This is a genomic window from Streptomyces sp. NPDC085900 (assembly GCF_044540925.1).
In the GTDB taxonomy this organism is placed as follows: Bacteria; Actinomycetota; Actinomycetes; order Streptomycetales; family Streptomycetaceae; genus Streptomyces; species Streptomyces gilvifuscus.
On sequence record NZ_JBITSP010000004.1, the window covers coordinates 489,690 to 507,585 of the forward strand.

Below are 17,896 nucleotides of genomic sequence, written 5' to 3' on the forward strand. Positions count from 1 at the left end.
CGCTCCACGAAACCCGCTGACGGCGGCACTCGGCCGCTGTCACGCCGTCCGCCGGCCTGCGCCTCCACGCCGGCACGCATCCACCCCGGGGAGGAACCTTTCATGGAGTGGACCGCCGCGAGCGGTCCTCAGGCCAGCAGATCCACCCGCTGCCCGACCCCGTCCCGCTCGGCGTGCCGGTACGCGAGCCAGGCCAGGGCCAGATCCTGCCAGGGAAGCCCCACCGGAGCGTAGACGGAGCGCTCCTCGGGGCTCCGTCTGCCCGGGTGCTCACCCCGCAGTACCTCGCCCAGCACCGTGTCGGCGGCGGAGGCCGGAAGACCCGTGGCGGCCAATGCGCCCATGTCCGCGGCGAGTTCGCGGTCGTCGACGACGAGGAGGGCGGCCTTGAGCAGATCGGCCGCCAGCTCCTGCTTGCCCGGCTCGTCCGCCCCGAGACTGGTGAAGTGCTGTCCCGGCCGGGTGTCCGCCAGCCGCAGCAGCGGCTCCCGCGACCAGGTGGCCAGCAGCACCGCGTCGGCCGCAGCGGCCACCTCCGGCGCCGACCCCACGACCCGGCCGCCGTGCCGCGCGGCGAACCGTGCCGCTCGTTCGCCGTCGGTGTCGTGGACGACCGGCGCGCCGCTCCCCCGCAGCGCCGCCAGTCCCCGCACCGTCAACTCGGCCTGTGCGCCCGCCCCGACCACGCCCAGTGTCCCGCCCGGCCGGGCGAGCGCATGCGTGCCCAGGGCCGCGGCGAGACCGGTCCGCCAGGCCGTGACCGTCGCGGAGTCCAGCAGGGCGAGCAACTCGCCGTCCCTGCCGCTGTGCAGGCAGATCACCCCGCGCAACGCGGGCTTCGCACCGGGGAACTTGGCGTTGACCTTGACGGTATAGGCCTCGACGCCGGGCAGCAGTCCGGGCATCAGGGCGGTGGCCGTCCCGGGAAACGGCAGGTCCGTCCGCACCCGCTGCCCCGCGACCGGCACGTCCCGCGCCGCACGGAACCCCTCCCGCAGGGCGTCGAGGCAGTCCTCGACGGCCAGCACGGCTTCCAGGTCACCACGCGTCAGTACAAGGGTCACGCATCCATGATCGACCCGGCCCGCGTCCGGGTCGAGGGGCCGCGGACGTCGTCAGGAGGGGTCCTTGCGGGCCCGGCTCGGCTGCACCCGCCGGGGCTCCCCCGGCATCTTCGGGTACTCCGGGGGATACGGCAGATCGCCCAGCCCGTGGTCGTGCTCGTCGCGGCGGGCCAGTTCGAGCAGGGACTCCAGGGAGTAGCGGTGGTCGTCCATGTCCGCGTGCACGTCGCCGAGTTCGGCGAAACGCGTAGGCATGGTGGCGATGTCGAAGTCCTGCGGATGCGCTACCCCGACCTCGTCCCAGCGCAGGGGCGCCGAGACGGGGGCGTGCGGGCGGGGCCGTACGGAGTAGGCGGAGGCGATGGTGCGGTCGCGGGCCGTCTGGTTGTAGTCGACGAAGATGCGCTCGCCGCGCTCCTCCTTCCACCACTTGATGGTCACGCGGTCGGGCATCCGGCGCTCCATCTCGCGGCCCACGGCGATGGCGGCGCGCCGCACCTGGGTGAAGGTCCAGCGCGGTTCGATCGGCACGAAGACGTGCAGGCCGCGTCCGCCGGAGGTCTTCGGGAAGCCTTTGAGGCCGCCGAACTCGTCGAGGACGGCGCGCAGTTCGTGGGCGGCGCGCACGGCGTCGTCGTAGTCGGTGCCGGGCTGCGGGTCGAGGTCGATGCGCAGTTCGTCGGGGCGGTCGACGTCGTCGCGGCGCACCGGCCACGGGTGGAAGGTGAGCGTGCCGAACTGGGCCGCCCACAGGACGGCGGCCTCCTCCGTGGGGCACATCTCGTCGGCGCTGCGGCCGCTGGGGAAGGTGATGTGGGCGGTCGGGATCCAGTCGGGCATGTTCTTGGGCGCCCGTTTCTGGAAGAAGGACTCGCCGGTGACGCCGTCCGGGTAGCGCTCCAGGGTGGTGGGCCGGTCCCGCAGGGCGCGCAGGATGCCGGGGCCCACGGCGATGTAGTACCGGGCGAGGTCCAGCTTGGTGAATCCGCGCTCCGGGAAGAAGACCTTGTCCGGGCTGGACAGCCGGACCGTACGGCCGCCCGCTTCCAGTTCCACCGCTTCACCCATACGGACACGGTAGGCACACCCCGTAAACCTCGCATACCGGGCGACAAGCGACGTATGCGAGCAGAATCGGGGCATGGATCTGCCGGTGATGCCGCCCGTGAAGCCGATGCTCGCCAAGTCGGTGGCGAAGATCCCGCCGGGCATGCAGTACGAGGCGAAGTGGGACGGCTTCCGGGCCATCGTGTTCCGCGACGGGGCCGAGATCGAGCTCGGCAGCCGCACGGGCAAGCCGCTGACCAGGTACTTCCCCGAGCTGGTGAGCGCGCTCGGGGAGCGGGTGCCCGACCGCTGCGTCCTCGACGGCGAGATCGTGATCGCCCGCGAGGGGCACCTCGACTTCGACGCGCTCACCGAGCGGATCCACCCGGCGGACTCGCGGGTGCGGACGCTCGCCGAGCGGACCCCGTCCTCCTTCGTGGTCTTCGACCTGCTGGCCCTGGCGGACGAGTCGTTGCTGGACGTGCCGCTCACCGACCGGCGTGCGCTGCTGGAGCGGGCGTTGTCCGGGGTGACCGCGCCGGTGCATCTGGCGCCGGCGACGACCGACCTGGAGGTGGCGCAGGGCTGGTTCGAGCAGTACGAGGGGGCGGGTCTGGACGGTGTCATCGCCAAGCCGCTCACGGGGCTCTACCGCCAGGACGAGCGTGCCATGTTCAAGATCAAGCACGAGCGGACGGCGGACGTCGTCGTGGCGGGCTACCGCCTTCACAAGAGCGGGCCCGTCGTGGGCTCGCTGCTGCTCGGGCTGTACGACGACCGGGGCCGGCTGCAGCACGTGGGAGTGTCTGCCGCCTTCCCGATGAAGCGGCGCGCGGAGCTGGTCGAGGAGCTGGAGCCGCTCAGGATGGCGGACGTCTCGGGGCATCCCTGGGCGGCCTGGTCGGACGAGGCGGCGCACGAGACGGCACGGCTGCCCGGCGCGCCGAGCCGCTGGTCGGGCAAGAAGGACCTGTCCTGGGTGCCGCTCAGCCCGGAGCGGGTGGCCGAGGTGGCCTACGACCACATGGAGAACGGGGCGCGCTTTAGGCACACGGCCCGTTTCCGCCGCTGGCGCCCGGACCGGACCCCCGAGAGCTGCACGTACGCGCAGCTGGAGGAACCGGTCCGCTACGACCTGGGCGAGATCCTCGGCTGAGCCCGGTCAGGTCAGGGCTGCATCAGCACCTTCACCATGCCGTCCCGCTTCTTCTGGAACATCTCGTAGGCGCGCGGCGCCTCGCTGAGCGGCAGCCGGTGGGTGGCGAAGTCGTCGACGCCGAGGAGGTCCTCGTCCGTCAGGTACGGGATGATCTCGTCGCTCCAGCGGCGCACGTTGGCCTGGCCCATGCGGAGCTGGATCTGCTTGTCGAACATGGTGAGCATGGGCATCGGGTCGGCCATCCCGCCGTAGACTCCGCTCAGCGAGATCGTGCCTCCCCGGCGGACCAGCTCGATCGCGGTGTGGAGGGCGGCCAGCCGGTCGATGCTGAACCGCTCGGCGAAGGGGCCGCTGATCTTGCGCGGCAGCAGTGCCGAGGCCTGCTGGGCCAGTTTGGCCGCCGCGCTGCCGTGCGCCTCGGTGCCGACGGCGTCGATCACGGCGTCGGGGCCGCGCCCGTCGGTCTCGTCGCGGATCGCCTCGACCAGTTCCTTCTCGTTGTCGAAGCTCTTGAGGTTGAACGTCTCCACGCCCCGCGCCCGCGCCCTGCGCAGCCGCTCGCCCACCAGGTCCACGCCGAACACCCGCCCGGCGCCGCGCGCCATGGCGATCCGGCAGGCCATGTCACCGATCGGGCCGAGGCCGAGCACGGCGACGGTGCCGCCCTTGGGGACGCCCGCGTACTCGACGGCCTGCCAGGCGGTGGGCAGCACGTCGGAGAGGTACACGAAGCGGTCGTCGGGCGGGCCCTCGGGGACCTTGATCGGCCCGAACTGGGCCTGCGGGACCCGCAGGTACTCGGCCTGCGCGCCCGGGACGGAGCCGTACAGCCGGGTGTAGCCGAACAGGGCGGCGCCCATGCCCTCGCTGGTCACCTGGGTGGTCTCGCACTGCGTGGGCAGCCCGGTCAGGCACATCCAGCAGTTGCCGCAGGCGATCTGGAACGGCACCACCACCCGGTCGCCCACCGCGAGGTCCGGCACGGCCGCCCCGACCTCCTCGACGATGCCCATGGGTTCGTGGCCGAGGATGTCGCCCGGTGTCATGAACGGGGTGAGCACCTCGTACAGGTGCAGGTCGGAGCCGCACAGTCCGGTGGACGTGATGCGGATGATCGCGTCGGTCGGCTCCTGGATCTTCGGATCGGGCACGGTATCCACTCGTACGTCCCGCTTGCCCTGCCAGGTCACAGCCTTCATCGCGTGGCGCTCCCTCCATCGCGTCGGTGAGTCCGGTGCAGCACTGCCGCCCGGGTACCCGAGCGCCTCCCGCCGAAGCGCGCACGAAAGTGATGCCGGTTGTTCAGGGCCATTCGGCCTATTCGACGCGCGCAATCAGATTCGATCGGGTATGGCCATCGATGAACTTATAAGCGCACAATCATTGACAAGAGACGGGTGGCCAACGGTGGGCATGGGACGAATGGTGCGCAAGAGACGCGCCTCGCTGGGCGTGGCACTGCTGGCCACGGGAACGGCGGTGCTGGCCGCGGGATGCACGGGCGGACACGGTCCGGCGGACGACGGTCGCGGGCAGCTGAAGCCGCCGACGGCATCCGCGACCCCGTCCGCGCACACCGGTTCGGTGCTCGCCGTGAAGATCGACAACGCGGGTCCCGCCCGCCCCCACACGGGTCTGCGCGACGCGGACGTCGTGTACGTCGAGCAGGTCGAGGGCGGACTGAGCCGGCTGATGGCGGTGTACGCGAGCAAGCTGCCCAAGGTCGTCGGGCCCGTGCGCAGCGCCCGCGAGTCGGACCTGGAGCTGCTCGGCCAGTACGACGATCCGACGCTCGCCTTCTCCGGGGCCCAGCACAAGCTGCTCCCGCTGATCGACAAGGCCCCGCTGAAGGCGGAACCGCCCGGCAAGGCCACCGACGCCTACTTCCGCGGCACCGACAGACCCGCACCGCACAACCTCTACCTGCGCCCCGCCCGCCTGATGCGCTCCGCGCCGGGGGCGAGCGCGCTCACCAACGGTTTCCGCTACGGCGCCGCACCCGCCGGAGGCCGGGCCGACACCTCCATGACGGTCGCCTACCCCTCCGCCCGGTTCACCTTCCGCTGGTCGGCCGACCGGCACCGCTGGCTGGTCGCGATGGACGGCACGCCCACGAAGACGACCGACGGGCAGCCGGTCACCCCGGCGACCGTCGTCGTCCAGCACGTGAGGATCCGTAAGTCCGGCTTCCGGGACTTCCTCGGCAACAACACGCCGTACACCGAGACGGTGGGCTCCGGGAAGGCCGAGGTGCTGCGGGACGGGAAGGTCTACCAGGCCGACTGGAAGCGCGAGAAGGCCGCCGACGGCACCGACTTCACGACGGCCGACGGCAAGCCGATGAACTTCGCGAGCGGCCAGGTGTGGGTCGTGTTCGTCAAGGCTTCCTGACGACTCCCGTCGATCACCCCTGCGCCAGGAGGGGTTCCGCAGGGTTGCGGAGCCCCTCGGCCGCGTCCGCGACCCGCTGGATGAGGTCGAAGAAGACCGCCTGCTCGGCGGCGGACAGCGGGGCCAGGAAGACCTGGTTCATGCGGGCGGTGCGCACGGTCAGCTTGCGGTGGGTGCGCTCGCCGTCGCCGGTCAGCCGCAGCAGGAAACGGCGCCCGTCCTGCGGATCGCGCACCTTGTCCACCAGCCCCCGCCTGCCGAGCCGACTGATCACCTCGGCGATGGTGGAGCGGTCGAGGCCCACCCGCTCCCCCACCGTGCGCTGGTCCAGGCCGGGCTCGTCGGCGAGCGCGTTGAGGACCGCGAACTGCGGCGAGGTGATCTCCTCCGAGACCATGGTGTTCCACAGCAGGTAATGGGCCTGCTGCAGCCGCCGGGCCAGGTGCCCGGGGTGGGTGGTGAGGTCCACCGCGGCCATGCGCGCTCCCCGAGGTCGAATTAGTTGGTGCACTGAACGATACCGGGCGAGCCATCCCCTGTCTGCCGTCGACCGGCCTCGTCCGACCTCACTGTCCTTCGAGGTCTTGACGCTGAACTGTTCCGATGGCAGCGTGAAGGAAACTTCACCGAAATACTCAGTGCCCTGATTAATTCGTGACCGGGCGCTCGGACGGGATGGGGCTTCACGGATGGACAAGGTGGTCGCCACGGCCGCGGAGGCGGTGGCCGACGTGCCCGACGGCGCGTCGCTGGCGGTGGGCGGTTTCGGCCTGAGCGGTGTGCCGAACGTGCTCATCGGGGCGCTGTACGAGCGGGGCGTGTCCGGGCTGCGCGTCGTCTCCAACAACTGCGGGGCGATGGAGACGGGCCTGGCGGTCCTCCTGGCGGCCGGGCGGATCGCGCGGGTGACCGGGTCCTACATCGGCGCCAACAAAGAGTTCGCCCGCCAGTACCTGGCCGGGGAGCTGGAGGTGGAGCTGATCCCGCAGGGCACGCTGGCCGAGCGGCTGCGGGCCGGCGGCGCGGGCATCCCCGCCTTCTACACGCCGGCCGGGGTGGGCACCCAGGTGGCCGAGGGCGGACTGCCCTGGCGCTACGACGGCACGGGCGGCGTCGCGCTGGCCTCGCCGCCGAAGGAGGTGCGGGAGTTCGACGGCACCGAGTACGTGCTGGAGCGGGGCATCCGCACCGACTTCGCGCTGGTGCGGGCGGCGAAGGGCGACCGGCACGGGAACCTGGTGTTCAACAAGTCCACCCGGAACTTCAACCCGCTGGCCGCCATGGCGGGCCGGGTCACCGTCGCCGAGGTGGAGGAACTCGTCGAGCCCGGCGAGATCGACCCGGACGCGGTGCATCTGCCGGGCATCTTCGTCCAGCGGGTGGTGGCGCTCACGCCGGAGCAGGCGGCGGACAAGAAGATCGAGCAGCGGACGGTGAGCAGCTGATGCCGTGGAGTCGTGAGCAGATGGCCGCGCGCGCCGCGCGCGAACTGCGGGACGGGCAGTACGTCAACCTCGGCATCGGTCTGCCGACGCTGATCCCCAACTACCTGCCCGAGGGCGTGGAGGTGATCCTGGAGTCGGAGAACGGCATCCTGGGCACCGGCCCCTACCCGGCCGAGGCGGAGGTCGACCCGGACCTGATCAACGCCGGGAAGGAGACGGTGACGGTCCTGCCGGGCGCGTCGTTCTTCGACTCGGCGCTGTCCTTCTCGATGATCCGCGGCGGTCACATCGATGTCGCCGTGCTGGGCGCCATGCAGGTCTCCGAGCAGGGCGACCTGGCGAACTGGGCGATTCCCGGCAAGCTGATCACCGGGATCGGCGGGGCGATGGACCTGGTGCACGGCGCCCGCACGGTCATCGTGGTGATGACGCACACCGCCAAGGACGGCTCGGCGAAGATCCTCCAGGAGTGCGCGCTGCCACTGACCGGCAAGGCGTGTGTGAACCGTGTCATCACCGACCTCGGCGTGATCGACGTGACACCCGACGGGCTGGTGTTGACCGAGGTCGCCCCAGGGGTGAGCGTCGATGACGTCGTCGCCAAGACCGGCGCGAAGCTGACTGTTGCGGAGGACCTGCTGTGAACACGGTTTACCTCGTCGACGCCGTCCGTACCCCGATCGGCCGCTACAGCGGCGGCCTGGCGGCGGTCCGCCCGGACGACCTGGCCGCCCACGCCGTCCGCAAACTCCTCGCCCGCACCCCCGGCCTGGACCCGGCCCGCATCGACGACGTCTACTTCGGCAACGCCAACGGCGCGGGCGAGGAGAACCGCAACGTCGGCCGCATGGCCGCCCTGCTGGCGGGCCTGCCTACCTCCGTACCCGGCGTCACCGTCAACCGGCTGTGCGCCTCGGGCCTCGAAGCCGTCATCCAGGCGTCCCGCGCCATCGCCGCCGGCGACGCCCACATCGCCGTGGCCGGCGGCGTGGAGTCCATGACCCGGGCCCCGTACGTGCTGCCGAAGTCGGACAAGCCGTTCCCCGCCGCGCACACCGAGCTGTACTCCACCACCCTCGGCTGGCGCATGGTCAACCCGAGGATGGACCCGCAGTGGACCGTCCCGCTCGGCGAGTCGGCCGAGCTCATCGCCGACAAGCACAAGATCAGCCGCGAGCAGCAGGACGAGTTCGCGCTCGCCTCCCACCGGAAGGCGGCCGCCGCTCAGGAGGCCGGGCTGTTCGACTCCGAGCTCGCCCCCGTCTCCATCCCGCAGCGCAAGGGCGACCCCGTCGTCTTCGCCGCCGACGAGTGCGTGCGCCCCGACGCCTCCCTGGCCGCGATGGCCAGGCTGAAGCCGTCCTTCCGCAAGGAGAACGGCACCGTCACCGCCGGCAACGCCTCACCGCTGAACGACGGCGCGGCGGCCCTGCTGCTGGTCGACGAGGAGGGCCTGAAGGCGCTGGGCCGGGAGCCGCTCGCCCGTATCTCCGCGACCGGCGTGAACGCCGTCGACCCGCACTACTTCGGCCTCGCCCCCGTCGAGGCCGTCAACCGGGCCCTCGCCAAGGCGGGCCGGACCTTCGACGACCTGTCCGTGCTGGAGCTGAACGAGGCCTTCGCCGCCCAGGTACTCGGCTGCGTCGCCGAATGGCCCGAGTTCGACCCGGCGATCCTCAACCCCCAGGGCGGCGCCATCGCACTGGGCCACCCGCTCGGCGCCTCCGGCGCCCGCCTCGCCGGCACCGTCGCCCACCAGCTCGCCCGCCGCGGCTCCGGCGTCGGCGTCGCCACCCTCTGCATCGGCGTCGGCCAGGGCCTGGCCCTCGTCCTCGAACGTCAGTAACCCCGAGGAATCCCCATGACTCTCACCCAGCACGACATCGACCAGGAGATCGCGGCCGAACACGCCGCCTACGAGAAGCGGGTCGCCGACGGCGCCCCGGTGGAGCACCACCCGCGCCGCGACTACGCCCCGTACCGCTCCTCGGTCCTGCGCCACCCCAAGCAGCCGCCGGTCGCCATCGACGTCACCAAGGACCCGGAACTGGTGGAGCTGCACTCCCCCGCCTTCGGCGAGCGGGACCTCGGCGCCATCGACAACGACCTCACCCGGCAGCACACGGGCGAGCCGGTCGGCGAGCGCATCACGGTCTCGGGCCGACTGCTGGACCGCGCCGGAAAGCCCGTACGCGGCCAGCTCGTCGAGATCTGGCAGGCCAACTCGGCCGGCCGCTACGCCCACCAGCGCGAGCAGCACGACGCCCCGCTGGACCCGAACTTCACCGGTGTCGGGCGTACGATCACCGACGCCGAGGGCCGCTACCACTTCACGACGATCCAGCCCGGCCCCTACCCCTGGCGCAACCACCTCAACGCCTGGCGGCCCGCCCACATCCACTTCTCGATGTTCGGCACGGCGTTCACGCAGCGGCTGGTGACGCAGATGTACTTCCCGGCCGACCCGCTCTTCCCGTACGACCCGATCATCCAGTCGGTGACGGACGACGCGGCGCGTCAGCGGCTGGTCGCCACCTACGACCACGACCTGTCCGTGCCGGAGTTCTCCATGGGCTACCACTGGGACATCGTGCTGGACGGCCCGAACGCCACCTGGATCGAAGAAGGACGCTGACCTGCCATGACGAAGATCGACACCAGCCGGCCGGAGAGCGTGCTGCCCACCCCTTCGCACACCGTGGGCCCCTTCTACGGCTACGCGCTGCCCTTCCGAGGCGGCGAGCACATCGCGCCCCTCGGCCACCCGGACACGATCACGGTGCACGGCTACGTCCTGGACGGCGAGGGCAAGCCGCTGCCCGACGCGTTCGTGGAGCTGTGGGGTGCCGACCCGGACGGCAACGTGTCCACCACCGACGGCTCCATACGACGCGACCCGGCCTCCGGCGACTACCTGGGCCGCAACGGCGTGGAGTTCACCGGCTGGGGGCGCATCCAGACCGACGCGAACGGCCACTGGTACGCGCGGACCCTGCGCCCGGGCGCGCGGGGGCGCAGCGCGCCGTACATCAGCGCGTGCGTCTTCGCGCGCGGGCTGCTGGTGCACCTGTTCACCCGGATCTACCTGCCCGGCGACGAGGCGGCGCACGCGAACGACCCGCTGCTCGCGCAGCTGGCGGCGGAACGCCGCGACACGCTGATCGCGAAGGACGAGGGCAACAGCACCTACCGTTTCGACATCCGCCTTCAGGGCGAAGGCGAGACGGTCTTCCTGGAGTTCCAGTGACTTCTGCCGGTCCCGACGACACCGGCCTGCTCGCCCCCGGGTGGGCAGGCTCCCCCGCCGTCTCCGCGACCTCCGACACGGCCTTCCTGCAGGCCCTGCTCGACGCGGAGGCGGCCCTGACCCGCGCCCAGGCCGCCCGGGGCCTCGCCCCGGCCGAGGCAGCGACCGCGGTCACCGAGGCGGCCGACGCCGCCCGTTTCGACATGCGCTCCCTCGCCGCGCGCGCCCGCTCCGGCGGCAATCCGGTCATCCCCCTGGTCGCCGACCTGACCAAGGGCGTCGGGGAGGAGTACGGCCCCTACGTCCACCGGGGCGCCACCAGCCAGGACATCATGGACACGGCGATGATGCTGGTCGCCGTGCGGGCCCTGGAGCCCGCCCTGGCCGACCTCGCCCGCGCGGAGGGGGCGCTGGCCCGGCTCGCCGCCGACCACCGCGACACCCCGATGCCGGGCCGGACGCTCACCCAGCACGCCGTACCGACGACGTTCGGGCTGAAGGCGGCAGGCTGGCGTTCCCTGGTGCTCGACGCACGCGACCGGATCACAGCGGTACGGGACACCCTGCCCGCCCAACTCGGCGGCGCCGCCGGGACACTGGCGGCCTTCACCGTGTACGGCGCCGCGGACACGGCGGACCTCACCGCGGCCTACGCCGGTGAACTCGGCCTCGCCGCCCCGCTCCTGCCGTGGCACACCCTGCGCACCCCGGTCGCCGACCTCGCCGGCTGCCTGGCGTTCACGGCCGGCGCGCTGGGCAAGATCGCGGCGGACGTCCTGGTGCTCGGCCGCACCGAGATCGCCGAGGTCGCGGAGGGCAGCGGCGGCGGCTCCTCGGCCATGCCGCACAAGGCCAACCCCGTGCGGTCCACGCTGATCGCGGCCGCCGCCCGGCGCGCCCCGCAGCTCGCGGCCACGCTGTACGGCTCGATGGCCGCCGAGGACGAACGGCCCGCCGGGGCCTGGCACGCCGAGTGGGAGCCGCTGCGGGACCTGCTGCGGCTGGCAGGCGGGGCCGCCCGGGACGCGGCCGAACTGACGGAGGGGCTGCGCGTGGACGCGGACGCGATGCGCGAACACCTCGGCCTGACCCACGGGTTGATCGTCTCCGAGCGGCTGTCCGCCGAGCTGGCCGCGGTGCTCGGGCGGGCCCGCGCCAAGGAACTGCTGACCGAACTCGCCCGGCGGACCTACGCCGAGGGCCACCCGCTCGGCGAACTCCTCGCCGAGCAGCCGGAACTGAAGGACACCGACCTCGGCGAGCTCACCGATCCCACTCGTTACACCGGCTCCGCCGGAGCCCTCACCGACCGTGCCCTGGAGCGACGTTGACCGACACACTCCTCAACCACCGTGCCGAGGGGCCCGCTTCCGCGCCCGCGCTGCTGCTCGGGCCCTCGCTCGGCACGTCGTACGCGCTGTGGGACAAGGTCGCGCCCGAACTGTCCGCCACCCACCGGGTGATCCGCTGGGACCTGCCCGGGCACGGCGGGTCCGCCCCCGGCCTGATCGGCCCCGGCGCCACCGTCGGCGACCTGGCCGGCCTGGTGCTCGCCCTCGCCGACTCGCTGGGCGTCGAGCGGTTCGCCTACGCGGGTGTGTCACTGGGCGGCGCCGTCGGTCTGCACCTCGCCCTGCACCACCCCGAGCGCGTCTCCTCGCTGGCCGTGATCTGCTCCTCCGCGCACTTCAACGGACCCGGGCCGTGGCAGGAGCGGGCCGAGCGGGTGCGCCGCGAGGGACTTCAGTGGCTGGTGGAGAGCGCCCCGGCGCGCTGGTTCCCCGAAGGATTCACGATCCCGGAGCTGGTCCGGGACCAGGGCGCCGCCGACCCCGAGGCGTACGCCGCCTGCTGTGACGCGCTGGCCTCCTACGACCTGCGCGACCGGCTCCCCGAACTCTCCGTCCGCACGCTGCTGATCGCCGGCCGCGAGGACCGGGCGACCCCGCCGCCGCATCTGCGCGAGATCGCCGACGCCGTCCCCGGCTCCACGCTCGTCGAGCTGCCCGGCGCCGGCCACCTCGCGCCCGCGCAGTGCCCGCAGGCCGTGCTGACGGCCCTGCGGGCGCACCTCGACGGCGGTGCCAAGAGCGGTATGGCGGTGCGGCGCGAGGTGCTGGGCGACGCCCACGTCGACCGCGCCCAGGCCCGCCAGACCCCCTTCACCGCCCCCTTCCAGGACTTCATCTCGCGCTACGCCTGGGGCGAGATCTGGACCGACCCGACGCTCTCGCGCCGCGAGCGCAGCATGATCACGCTGACCGCGCTGGTCGCGCACGGCCACTACGAGGAACTGGCCATGCATGTGCGCGCGGCCCTGCGCAACGGGCTCACCCCCGAGGAGATCGGCGCGGTGCTGCTGCAGACGGCCGTGTACTGCGGGGTCCCGGCGGCCAACGCGGCGTTCGCCACCGCACAGCGCGTCCTCGCCGAGGAGGCCGAGGCGGAAGGGTGACCCTGCTGGTCGTAGCCTCAGCAGCAGCTCGCACATGCCCTCGCCGCGTGCCTACGGTGGGGGCATGTCCACCATTCTCATCACCGGCGCCACCTCGGGTCTGGGCCGCTACGTCGCCTTCGAGCTGGTCCGCTCCGGACACGTCGTCCTCGCCCACGGCCGGGACGCCGGGCGTACCGAGCGGCTCGTCGAGGAGCTGCGCACCGAGGGGGACGCCGAGGGGTTCGTCGCCGACCTGGCCTCGCTGGCGCAGGTGCGCGAGCTGGGCGCCCACGTGGGCGACGCGCATCCCGACCTGGACGTCCTGATCAACAACGCCGGTGTGGGGGCGGGCGCGCCCGGCGCGGGGCGGGAGTTGAGCGCCGACGGCCACGAACTGCGCCTGGCCGTGAACTACTTGGCGCCGGTGGTGCTGACCCGCGCGCTGCTGCCGGTGCTCCGCGCGAACACACCGGCCAGGATCGTCAACGTGGGTTCGGTGGGCCAGGAGCCCCTCGACTTCGACGACGTCGAGTTCCGTCGGGGCTACGACGGCTTCGCGGCCTACCGCCGCGCCAAGTTCGCCCTGGCCGCCCACACCTTCGCGTTGGCGGAGGAGCTGGCGGACACCGGCGTCGCCGTGAACGTCCTGCACCCGGCGACCTTCATGGACACGGCGATGGTCCGGGAGGGCGGCGTCACCCCGTGGAACACGGTGGCGGACGGCGCACCGGGTGTACTGGCCCTGGCGACGAAGGACTTGGGCACGGGCGGCTACTTCGACGGCACGAGCCGGTCGAGGGCGCACGAGCTGACGTACGACGGCCAGGTGCGCCGGCGTCTGTCGGCGGTGACGGACCAGCTCCTGGCGCTGTGAGGCGCCCTCAGCGCAGGCCCCGTCCGGTGTCCAGCACCTCCCGGGCCGTCGCCACCAGACCGTCCGCGCCGCACGAACGCGCCAGCGCCAGGCCCCGGTTGATCTCGGCCACCGAGCGTGCGGCGATCCCGTACTCCACTCGGGCCGCCGCGTGTTCGTACTGACAGGGGGAGGCCTCCAGGTAGGCGACCGCCTGGGCCGCCAGCCGGACCGCCCGCTGCCCGGTCTCCAGCGCCGCGGCACAGCGCAGCGCCTCGCCGATGGCCGTGTCCGTGCCGAAGCGTTCGGCCTGCCGGCGGGCGTCGGAGGCGAGCCGGGCGGCCCGGGCCGGGTCCTCCGTGGCGAGGGCGCGCGCCAGGTCGAGGGCCCAGGGGACGACCACGGGGTTGTGGTGGCCGCGAGCGGCGGCGGCCTTCTCGGCCTCCTCCAGTTCGTTGATGCCGTCCTTGGTGCGGCCGACGGCGAGCAGCAGCCTGCCGCGGACGGAGCGCACGTCGGGCATCACGATGGTGGAGGGGTAGGGCGGGGCGAAGCCGTACTCCTCGGCGATCTCCCAGGCCTCCACGACATGGCCCCGGGCCAGCAGGGTGTCGACGAGGTTGCAGGTCACGGTCCAGTACAGCGGCAGTCCGCGGCCGACCCGCTCGGCGAGGCGCAGCGACTCGCGCAGGGAGGTCTCCGCCTCCCGCAGCCGGCCGCGCCTGCGGTGCGCGAGGCCGACGTAGGCGTGCGCCAGGACGAGATGGCCGCCGCTCCAGCCGGCCGTCTCGTAGGCGCGCAGGGCCTCGGTGCACAGGCTCTCGGCGCGGTCGAGGCGGTCGGTGTGGGCGTAGGAGCTGGCCAGCATCAGCAGGAGTTCGATGCCCCACTCGGTGTCGGTCCAGCCGAGCCCGGGCGCGAGGCGGCCGTTGACCAGGGAGCGGTCGCAGTACTCGACGACCTCTTCGGCGTTCTCGCCGTGGATCAGGGCGTCGAAGCCGCGCAGCATCAGCAGGGCGCGCTCGGAGTTGTCGCGTCCGGTGCAGGTCGCGGCGAGTGCGGCGAGGCGCTCGGAGCGGTCCGGGGAGACGGCCTCGCCGGCGATGCCCTCCCACATGAACCGCACCGCCTGCAGCCGCAGTTTGGCGGGACCGTCCTCGTGCCGGGCGGCCTCCGCCTCGACCGTGCGGACGGCCTCCTCCAGCTGGTCGTTGTGCAGGAGGGCCTGGGAGAGGCGGAAGACGGCGTCCACGCGCTCGTCGCCGGCCAGGCCGGGCATGCCGAGCGCGGACTGGAGGTGGTCGATGGTGACGGCGGGCGCGGTCAGGAGGGTGGCGCAGCCCAGTTCGTAGAGCACGCGCGCGTGGACGTCGGGGGTCGGCGGTTCCAGCAGGGCGCGTTCCAGGCAGCGGCGGGCCGCGTCCGGGGCGCCGACGGCGAGGTGTTCGCGGGCGGCCTCGCGCAGCTGCTCGACGAGCTCCTCGTCGTCGTCCGGGTGCACCTGCAGCAGGTGCCGGGACGCCATGGCGGCGCCGAGCCCGGAGTCGGTGATGACCTGGGCGGCGATGCCGTGCATGGCGGTGCGCAGGGCGTCGGGGATGGAGTGGTAGACGGCGGTGGCGATCAGCGGGTGCACGAACTCCAGCTCGCCGTCGGCCGCCCGGGTGGCGGACGGGTCGGGTTCGGCGAGGATGCGGGCGCCCTTGAGCAGTTCGGCGCAGCGCGCCGCCGCCTCGTGATCCATGGTGGCGAGCTTGGCGACGAGGCGGACGGTGATGCCGGTGCCGAGGATGGCCGCGGCCCAGGCGAACCGGGTGGCGTCGATGCCGAGTTCCTCCAGGCGGGCGACGAGTCCGCCGCCGCGGGCCGAGCGGTTGAGGGCGCGCAGTTCGGCGGCGGAGCCCTCGGTCGGCTCCAGCTCGCTGTCCTGGACCTTGGCGAGGAGCTCGACGGTCTCGTACGGGTTGCCGCCGGTGACGGCCCAGACCTCGCGGCAGAACGGGGCGTCGGCGTGCGCGCCGAGGGTGGCGCGGGTGAGGCCGGCGGTGGCGTCCGGGGTGAGCGCGCTCAGCAGGGTGCCGGGGCGGCCCGCGGTGGCGGCGACCGTGTCGAGGAGGCGGGCGCTCTCGCCGCTGACCTCGCCGGGGCGGCGGGCCACGACGACCAGGACGGAGAGGTCGTCGAGGCGTTCGGCGAACGCGGCGAGCCAGCGCAGGGTCTCCTGGTCGGCCCAGTGGGCGTCGTCGATGAGCAGCACCAGGGGCCAGTCGCGCCGGGCGAACCTGCGTACGGCGGCGACGAGGCCGTCGCGCACGCCCTGCGGGTCGGCCTGCCGCTCGCCGGGCTCGGCGATGCCGAGGGCGGGGCCCGCGACCTCGTACCAGTCGCCGAGGTACTCGCGCGCCTCCTCCGGCATCAGTGACACCAGGGCGGGCTGCAGCAGCTGGCGGACCACGTTGAAGGGCACGGACCTGAGGGTCTCGCCGCCGCGGGCCGACCAGACCGTGCAGCCGCGCCGCTCCGCCATGCGGCGGGTCTCGGCCAGCAGGGCTGTCTTGCCCAGGCCCGCCTCGCCCTGGACCATCAGCAGGCTGCCCGAGGACGAGCGGTCGGCGCGCAGGGTGTCGACCGCCTGTGCGACGGCGGCGAGTTCCTCGTCCCGCTCCCACAGGGAGGCCGAGGCGGCCTCCATGGGCCGTACCTCCGTCATCCCGCTACCTCCCCAAGTCGCCCGAACGACGTACAGATCTCGAGCGTAGCGGGCCGGTCGGGCGAGTGGAGGCCGGTCGGGGCACCTGTTGCCGCGATGGGTGACAGCGGGTGCGGCCGGGCGACGCGTGGAGGGCCTGACCTGCGGGCGAGCAGCCGACGGATCGTCAAAAGCCGTTCAAGACGCGGCTGTTTTCGGCCAACGCGGGGACAGACGGGGCTGGTTCGCGGTAAGGACCGTGGTCGCGGGGTCGGTGGGCGACGGGTTCGGCGTCCACGGTGGTGACTCGCAGTGTCCGGCTTCCCGCACGCGCGGGACGGACGGTCCGCGGCCGTCCGCGCCGGAGGGGAGGCCGCCGTACCGGCCGGTCGGTGGCCGAAGTCCGGATCCTCTCATCCCGCTTTCACCGACGCCTCATACGGTGGGGGCATGACGCAGGTGACTCCTCCCGGGTGGTATCCCGACCCGGGGCAGACGAGTGAGGGTCCCGCCACCGAGCGCTGGTGGGACGGCAAGGCATGGACGGACCGGACCCGCCCCGCGGGCTCGGCCGCCGTATGGGGTCCCCCGGCGCAGTCGCCGACGGCCGGGACGGATCCGGCGTACGCGGCGTATCCCACCTATCCGGCGTTCCCCGCCCAGCCACCGCCGCACGCTCCGCGGCGCGGGCTGCACACGGGGATAGCCGTCGCCGTGGCGGCGGCGGTCCTCGCGAGCATCGGTGTGGGCGTGTGGGCGCTGATCGGCGACGGCGGCTCGGGCGGCGGCGCCGCCAACTCCCGGCAGGGCCCGGGCGGACAGGGCGGCACGGGCGGACAGGGCGCGCCGTTCGGCGGTGAGGGCGGCTCGCCGGGCGGGCAGGGCGGCCCGGGCGGCTCCGGTGGCTCGGACGGTGGGCAGTCGCCCGCCCCCGGCCGGTCCGAGGCCCCGAAGATCAGGAGCGGTTCGGTGACCGACCCGATCGCCGGTATCAGCCTGCCCATACCGGCGGACTGGTACGGGCAGCAGCTCCAGGTGGGCGCCTCGCTCACGTCGAACGACTCCTACAAGTGCCCCGGCGACACCTCGAAGAACTGCACGAAGGGCGGCGCGTACTCGGCTCCGGCCCAGGTCCTCAGGACCTCGGGCAGCACGGCCGAGGAGGTCGCCAAGGCCGACATCCAGGCGAACGCCACGGAGTCCTACGGCGGCAAGACCTACGGTTCGATCACCTCGCACCAGGTGCTCGACTCCAAGGCGGTCACGGTGGCCGGGCAGAAGGGCTACATGGTCCGCTGGAAGGCGGTCACCAGCAAGGGCTCCGACGGCTACGTCGAGTCGCTCGCCTTCCCCTCCCCCGCCAACCCCTCGAACATCGTCGTCGTGCGCTTCGGCGTCGACGTCGGCGAGAAGCAGTCGGTCATCGACGAGATCACCAAGGGCATCAAGGTCTCGACCGGCAGCGGCGACGGCAGCAACGTCTGAGGCCGGTCCCGGCACAGATCGGCCGGGTGGGGTGCCCCTCCGCTCAAGGGGCACCCCACCCGGCCGGGGAGTGCGCGCC

General features: G+C 72.9%; 16 protein-coding genes. 11 read left to right on the top strand and 5 right to left on the bottom strand.

Going from position 1 to position 17,896, the window contains the following annotated elements:
- Nucleotides 1–128 precede the first annotated feature (128 nt).
- The gene (locus ACIGDI_RS16320) at nucleotides 129–1,064 is read right to left on the bottom strand and encodes an ornithine cyclodeaminase family protein (protein ID WP_399896425.1); all 936 of its coding nucleotides are present in this window, start codon (nucleotides 1,062–1,064) and stop codon (nucleotides 129–131) included.
- Nucleotides 1,065–1,115: 51 nt separating this feature from the next.
- Complete coding sequence (gene ligD, locus ACIGDI_RS16325) at nucleotides 1,116–2,132, bottom strand: non-homologous end-joining DNA ligase (RefSeq protein WP_399896428.1); 1,017 nt, start codon at nucleotides 2,130–2,132, stop codon at nucleotides 1,116–1,118.
- Between the two features lie 73 nt (nucleotides 2,133–2,205).
- Between ligD and ACIGDI_RS16330 the strand changes: the two genes are divergently transcribed.
- The gene (locus ACIGDI_RS16330) at nucleotides 2,206–3,267 is read left to right on the top strand and encodes an ATP-dependent DNA ligase (protein WP_399896431.1); all 1,062 of its coding nucleotides are present in this window, start codon (nucleotides 2,206–2,208) and stop codon (nucleotides 3,265–3,267) included.
- 11 nt (nucleotides 3,268–3,278) lie between these two features.
- Here ACIGDI_RS16330 and ACIGDI_RS16335 read toward each other — a convergent pair whose 3' ends face one another.
- Nucleotides 3,279–4,469, bottom strand: coding sequence for a zinc-dependent alcohol dehydrogenase (locus ACIGDI_RS16335; RefSeq protein ID WP_399896434.1), 1,191 nt, complete (start codon nucleotides 4,467–4,469; stop codon nucleotides 3,279–3,281).
- A gap of 214 nt (nucleotides 4,470–4,683) precedes the next feature.
- Here ACIGDI_RS16335 and ACIGDI_RS16340 point away from each other — a divergent pair, with 214 nt between their 5' ends.
- Complete coding sequence (locus tag ACIGDI_RS16340; protein ID WP_399896437.1) at nucleotides 4,684–5,661, top strand: DUF3048 domain-containing protein; 978 nt, start codon at nucleotides 4,684–4,686, stop codon at nucleotides 5,659–5,661.
- Between the two features lie 13 nt (nucleotides 5,662–5,674).
- Here the strand turns inward: ACIGDI_RS16340 and ACIGDI_RS16345 are convergent, their stop codons facing one another.
- Nucleotides 5,675–6,139: a MarR family transcriptional regulator gene (locus ACIGDI_RS16345; RefSeq protein ID WP_351464693.1), complete on the bottom strand. Its 465-nt coding sequence runs from the start codon at nucleotides 6,137–6,139 to the stop codon at nucleotides 5,675–5,677.
- A 211-nt stretch (nucleotides 6,140–6,350) separates the two neighbouring features.
- Here ACIGDI_RS16345 and ACIGDI_RS16350 point away from each other — a divergent pair, with 211 nt between their 5' ends.
- From ACIGDI_RS16350 to ACIGDI_RS16385, 8 genes are all read left to right on the top strand, one after another.
- The gene (locus ACIGDI_RS16350; RefSeq protein ID WP_142144460.1) at nucleotides 6,351–7,106 is read left to right on the top strand and encodes a CoA transferase subunit A; all 756 of its coding nucleotides are present in this window, start codon (nucleotides 6,351–6,353) and stop codon (nucleotides 7,104–7,106) included.
- Entirely contained in the window at nucleotides 7,106–7,750 is a 645-nt protein-coding gene (locus ACIGDI_RS16355) for a CoA transferase subunit B (protein WP_399896442.1), read from the top strand. Before ACIGDI_RS16350 ends, ACIGDI_RS16355 begins: the two co-directional genes overlap by 1 nt.
- Nucleotides 7,747–8,952, top strand: coding sequence for a thiolase family protein (locus ACIGDI_RS16360; protein ID WP_399896444.1), 1,206 nt, complete (start codon nucleotides 7,747–7,749; stop codon nucleotides 8,950–8,952). The genes ACIGDI_RS16355 and ACIGDI_RS16360 overlap by 4 nt, the downstream gene beginning before the upstream one ends.
- Before the next feature lie 15 nt (nucleotides 8,953–8,967).
- Nucleotides 8,968–9,741 carry a protocatechuate 3,4-dioxygenase subunit beta gene (pcaH, locus tag ACIGDI_RS16365; RefSeq protein WP_399896446.1) on the top strand — a complete coding sequence of 258 codons (774 nt, stop codon included), beginning with the start codon at nucleotides 8,968–8,970 and terminating at the stop codon, nucleotides 9,739–9,741.
- A gap of 6 nt (nucleotides 9,742–9,747) precedes the next feature.
- On the top strand, nucleotides 9,748–10,353 hold the full coding sequence (gene pcaG, locus ACIGDI_RS16370) for a protocatechuate 3,4-dioxygenase subunit alpha (protein ID WP_399896449.1): 606 nt from the start codon (nucleotides 9,748–9,750) through the stop codon (nucleotides 10,351–10,353).
- A complete protein-coding gene (gene pcaB / locus ACIGDI_RS16375) occupies nucleotides 10,350–11,684 on the top strand; it encodes a 3-carboxy-cis,cis-muconate cycloisomerase (protein WP_399896452.1) in 1,335 nt (444 codons plus the stop codon). The genes pcaG and pcaB overlap by 4 nt, the downstream gene beginning before the upstream one ends.
- On the top strand, nucleotides 11,681–12,808 hold the full coding sequence (pcaD, locus tag ACIGDI_RS16380; RefSeq protein ID WP_399896455.1) for a 3-oxoadipate enol-lactonase: 1,128 nt from the start codon (nucleotides 11,681–11,683) through the stop codon (nucleotides 12,806–12,808). The genes pcaB and pcaD overlap by 4 nt, the downstream gene beginning before the upstream one ends.
- A 64-nt stretch (nucleotides 12,809–12,872) precedes the next feature.
- Nucleotides 12,873–13,664: an SDR family NAD(P)-dependent oxidoreductase gene (locus ACIGDI_RS16385; RefSeq protein WP_399896458.1), complete on the top strand. Its 792-nt coding sequence runs from the start codon at nucleotides 12,873–12,875 to the stop codon at nucleotides 13,662–13,664.
- 7 nt (nucleotides 13,665–13,671) lie between these two features.
- Here the strand turns inward: ACIGDI_RS16385 and ACIGDI_RS16390 are convergent, their stop codons facing one another.
- Nucleotides 13,672–16,353, bottom strand: coding sequence for an ATP-binding protein (locus ACIGDI_RS16390; RefSeq protein ID WP_399896461.1), 2,682 nt, complete (start codon nucleotides 16,351–16,353; stop codon nucleotides 13,672–13,674).
- A gap of 429 nt (nucleotides 16,354–16,782) precedes the next feature.
- On the opposite strand from ACIGDI_RS16390, the gene ACIGDI_RS16395 reads away from it, so the two are divergent.
- On the top strand, nucleotides 16,783–17,817 hold the full coding sequence (locus tag ACIGDI_RS16395) for a DUF2510 domain-containing protein (RefSeq protein WP_399896464.1): 1,035 nt from the start codon (nucleotides 16,783–16,785) through the stop codon (nucleotides 17,815–17,817).
- Nucleotides 17,818–17,896 lie beyond the last annotated feature (79 nt).

Coding starts and splice junctions, on each gene's coding strand:
- ACIGDI_RS16390 (WP_399896461.1), bottom strand. CDS start 16,353: ATGACGGAGGTACGGCCCATGGAGGCCGCCTCGGCCTCCCTGTGGGAG.
- pcaG (WP_399896449.1), top strand. CDS start 9,748: ATGACGAAGATCGACACCAGCCGGCCGGAGAGCGTGCTGCCCACCCCT.
- ACIGDI_RS16350 (WP_142144460.1), top strand. CDS start 6,351: ATGGACAAGGTGGTCGCCACGGCCGCGGAGGCGGTGGCCGACGTGCCC.
- ACIGDI_RS16330 (WP_399896431.1), top strand. CDS start 2,206: ATGGATCTGCCGGTGATGCCGCCCGTGAAGCCGATGCTCGCCAAGTCG.
- ACIGDI_RS16395 (WP_399896464.1), top strand. CDS start 16,783: ATGACGCAGGTGACTCCTCCCGGGTGGTATCCCGACCCGGGGCAGACG.
- pcaH (WP_399896446.1), top strand. CDS start 8,968: ATGACTCTCACCCAGCACGACATCGACCAGGAGATCGCGGCCGAACAC.
- ACIGDI_RS16385 (WP_399896458.1), top strand. CDS start 12,873: ATGTCCACCATTCTCATCACCGGCGCCACCTCGGGTCTGGGCCGCTAC.
- ligD (WP_399896428.1), bottom strand. CDS start 2,132: ATGGGTGAAGCGGTGGAACTGGAAGCGGGCGGCCGTACGGTCCGGCTG.
- ACIGDI_RS16335 (WP_399896434.1), bottom strand. CDS start 4,469: ATGAAGGCTGTGACCTGGCAGGGCAAGCGGGACGTACGAGTGGATACC.
- ACIGDI_RS16340 (WP_399896437.1), top strand. CDS start 4,684: ATGGGACGAATGGTGCGCAAGAGACGCGCCTCGCTGGGCGTGGCACTG.
- ACIGDI_RS16355 (WP_399896442.1), top strand. CDS start 7,106: ATGCCGTGGAGTCGTGAGCAGATGGCCGCGCGCGCCGCGCGCGAACTG.
- ACIGDI_RS16345 (WP_351464693.1), bottom strand. CDS start 6,139: ATGGCCGCGGTGGACCTCACCACCCACCCCGGGCACCTGGCCCGGCGG.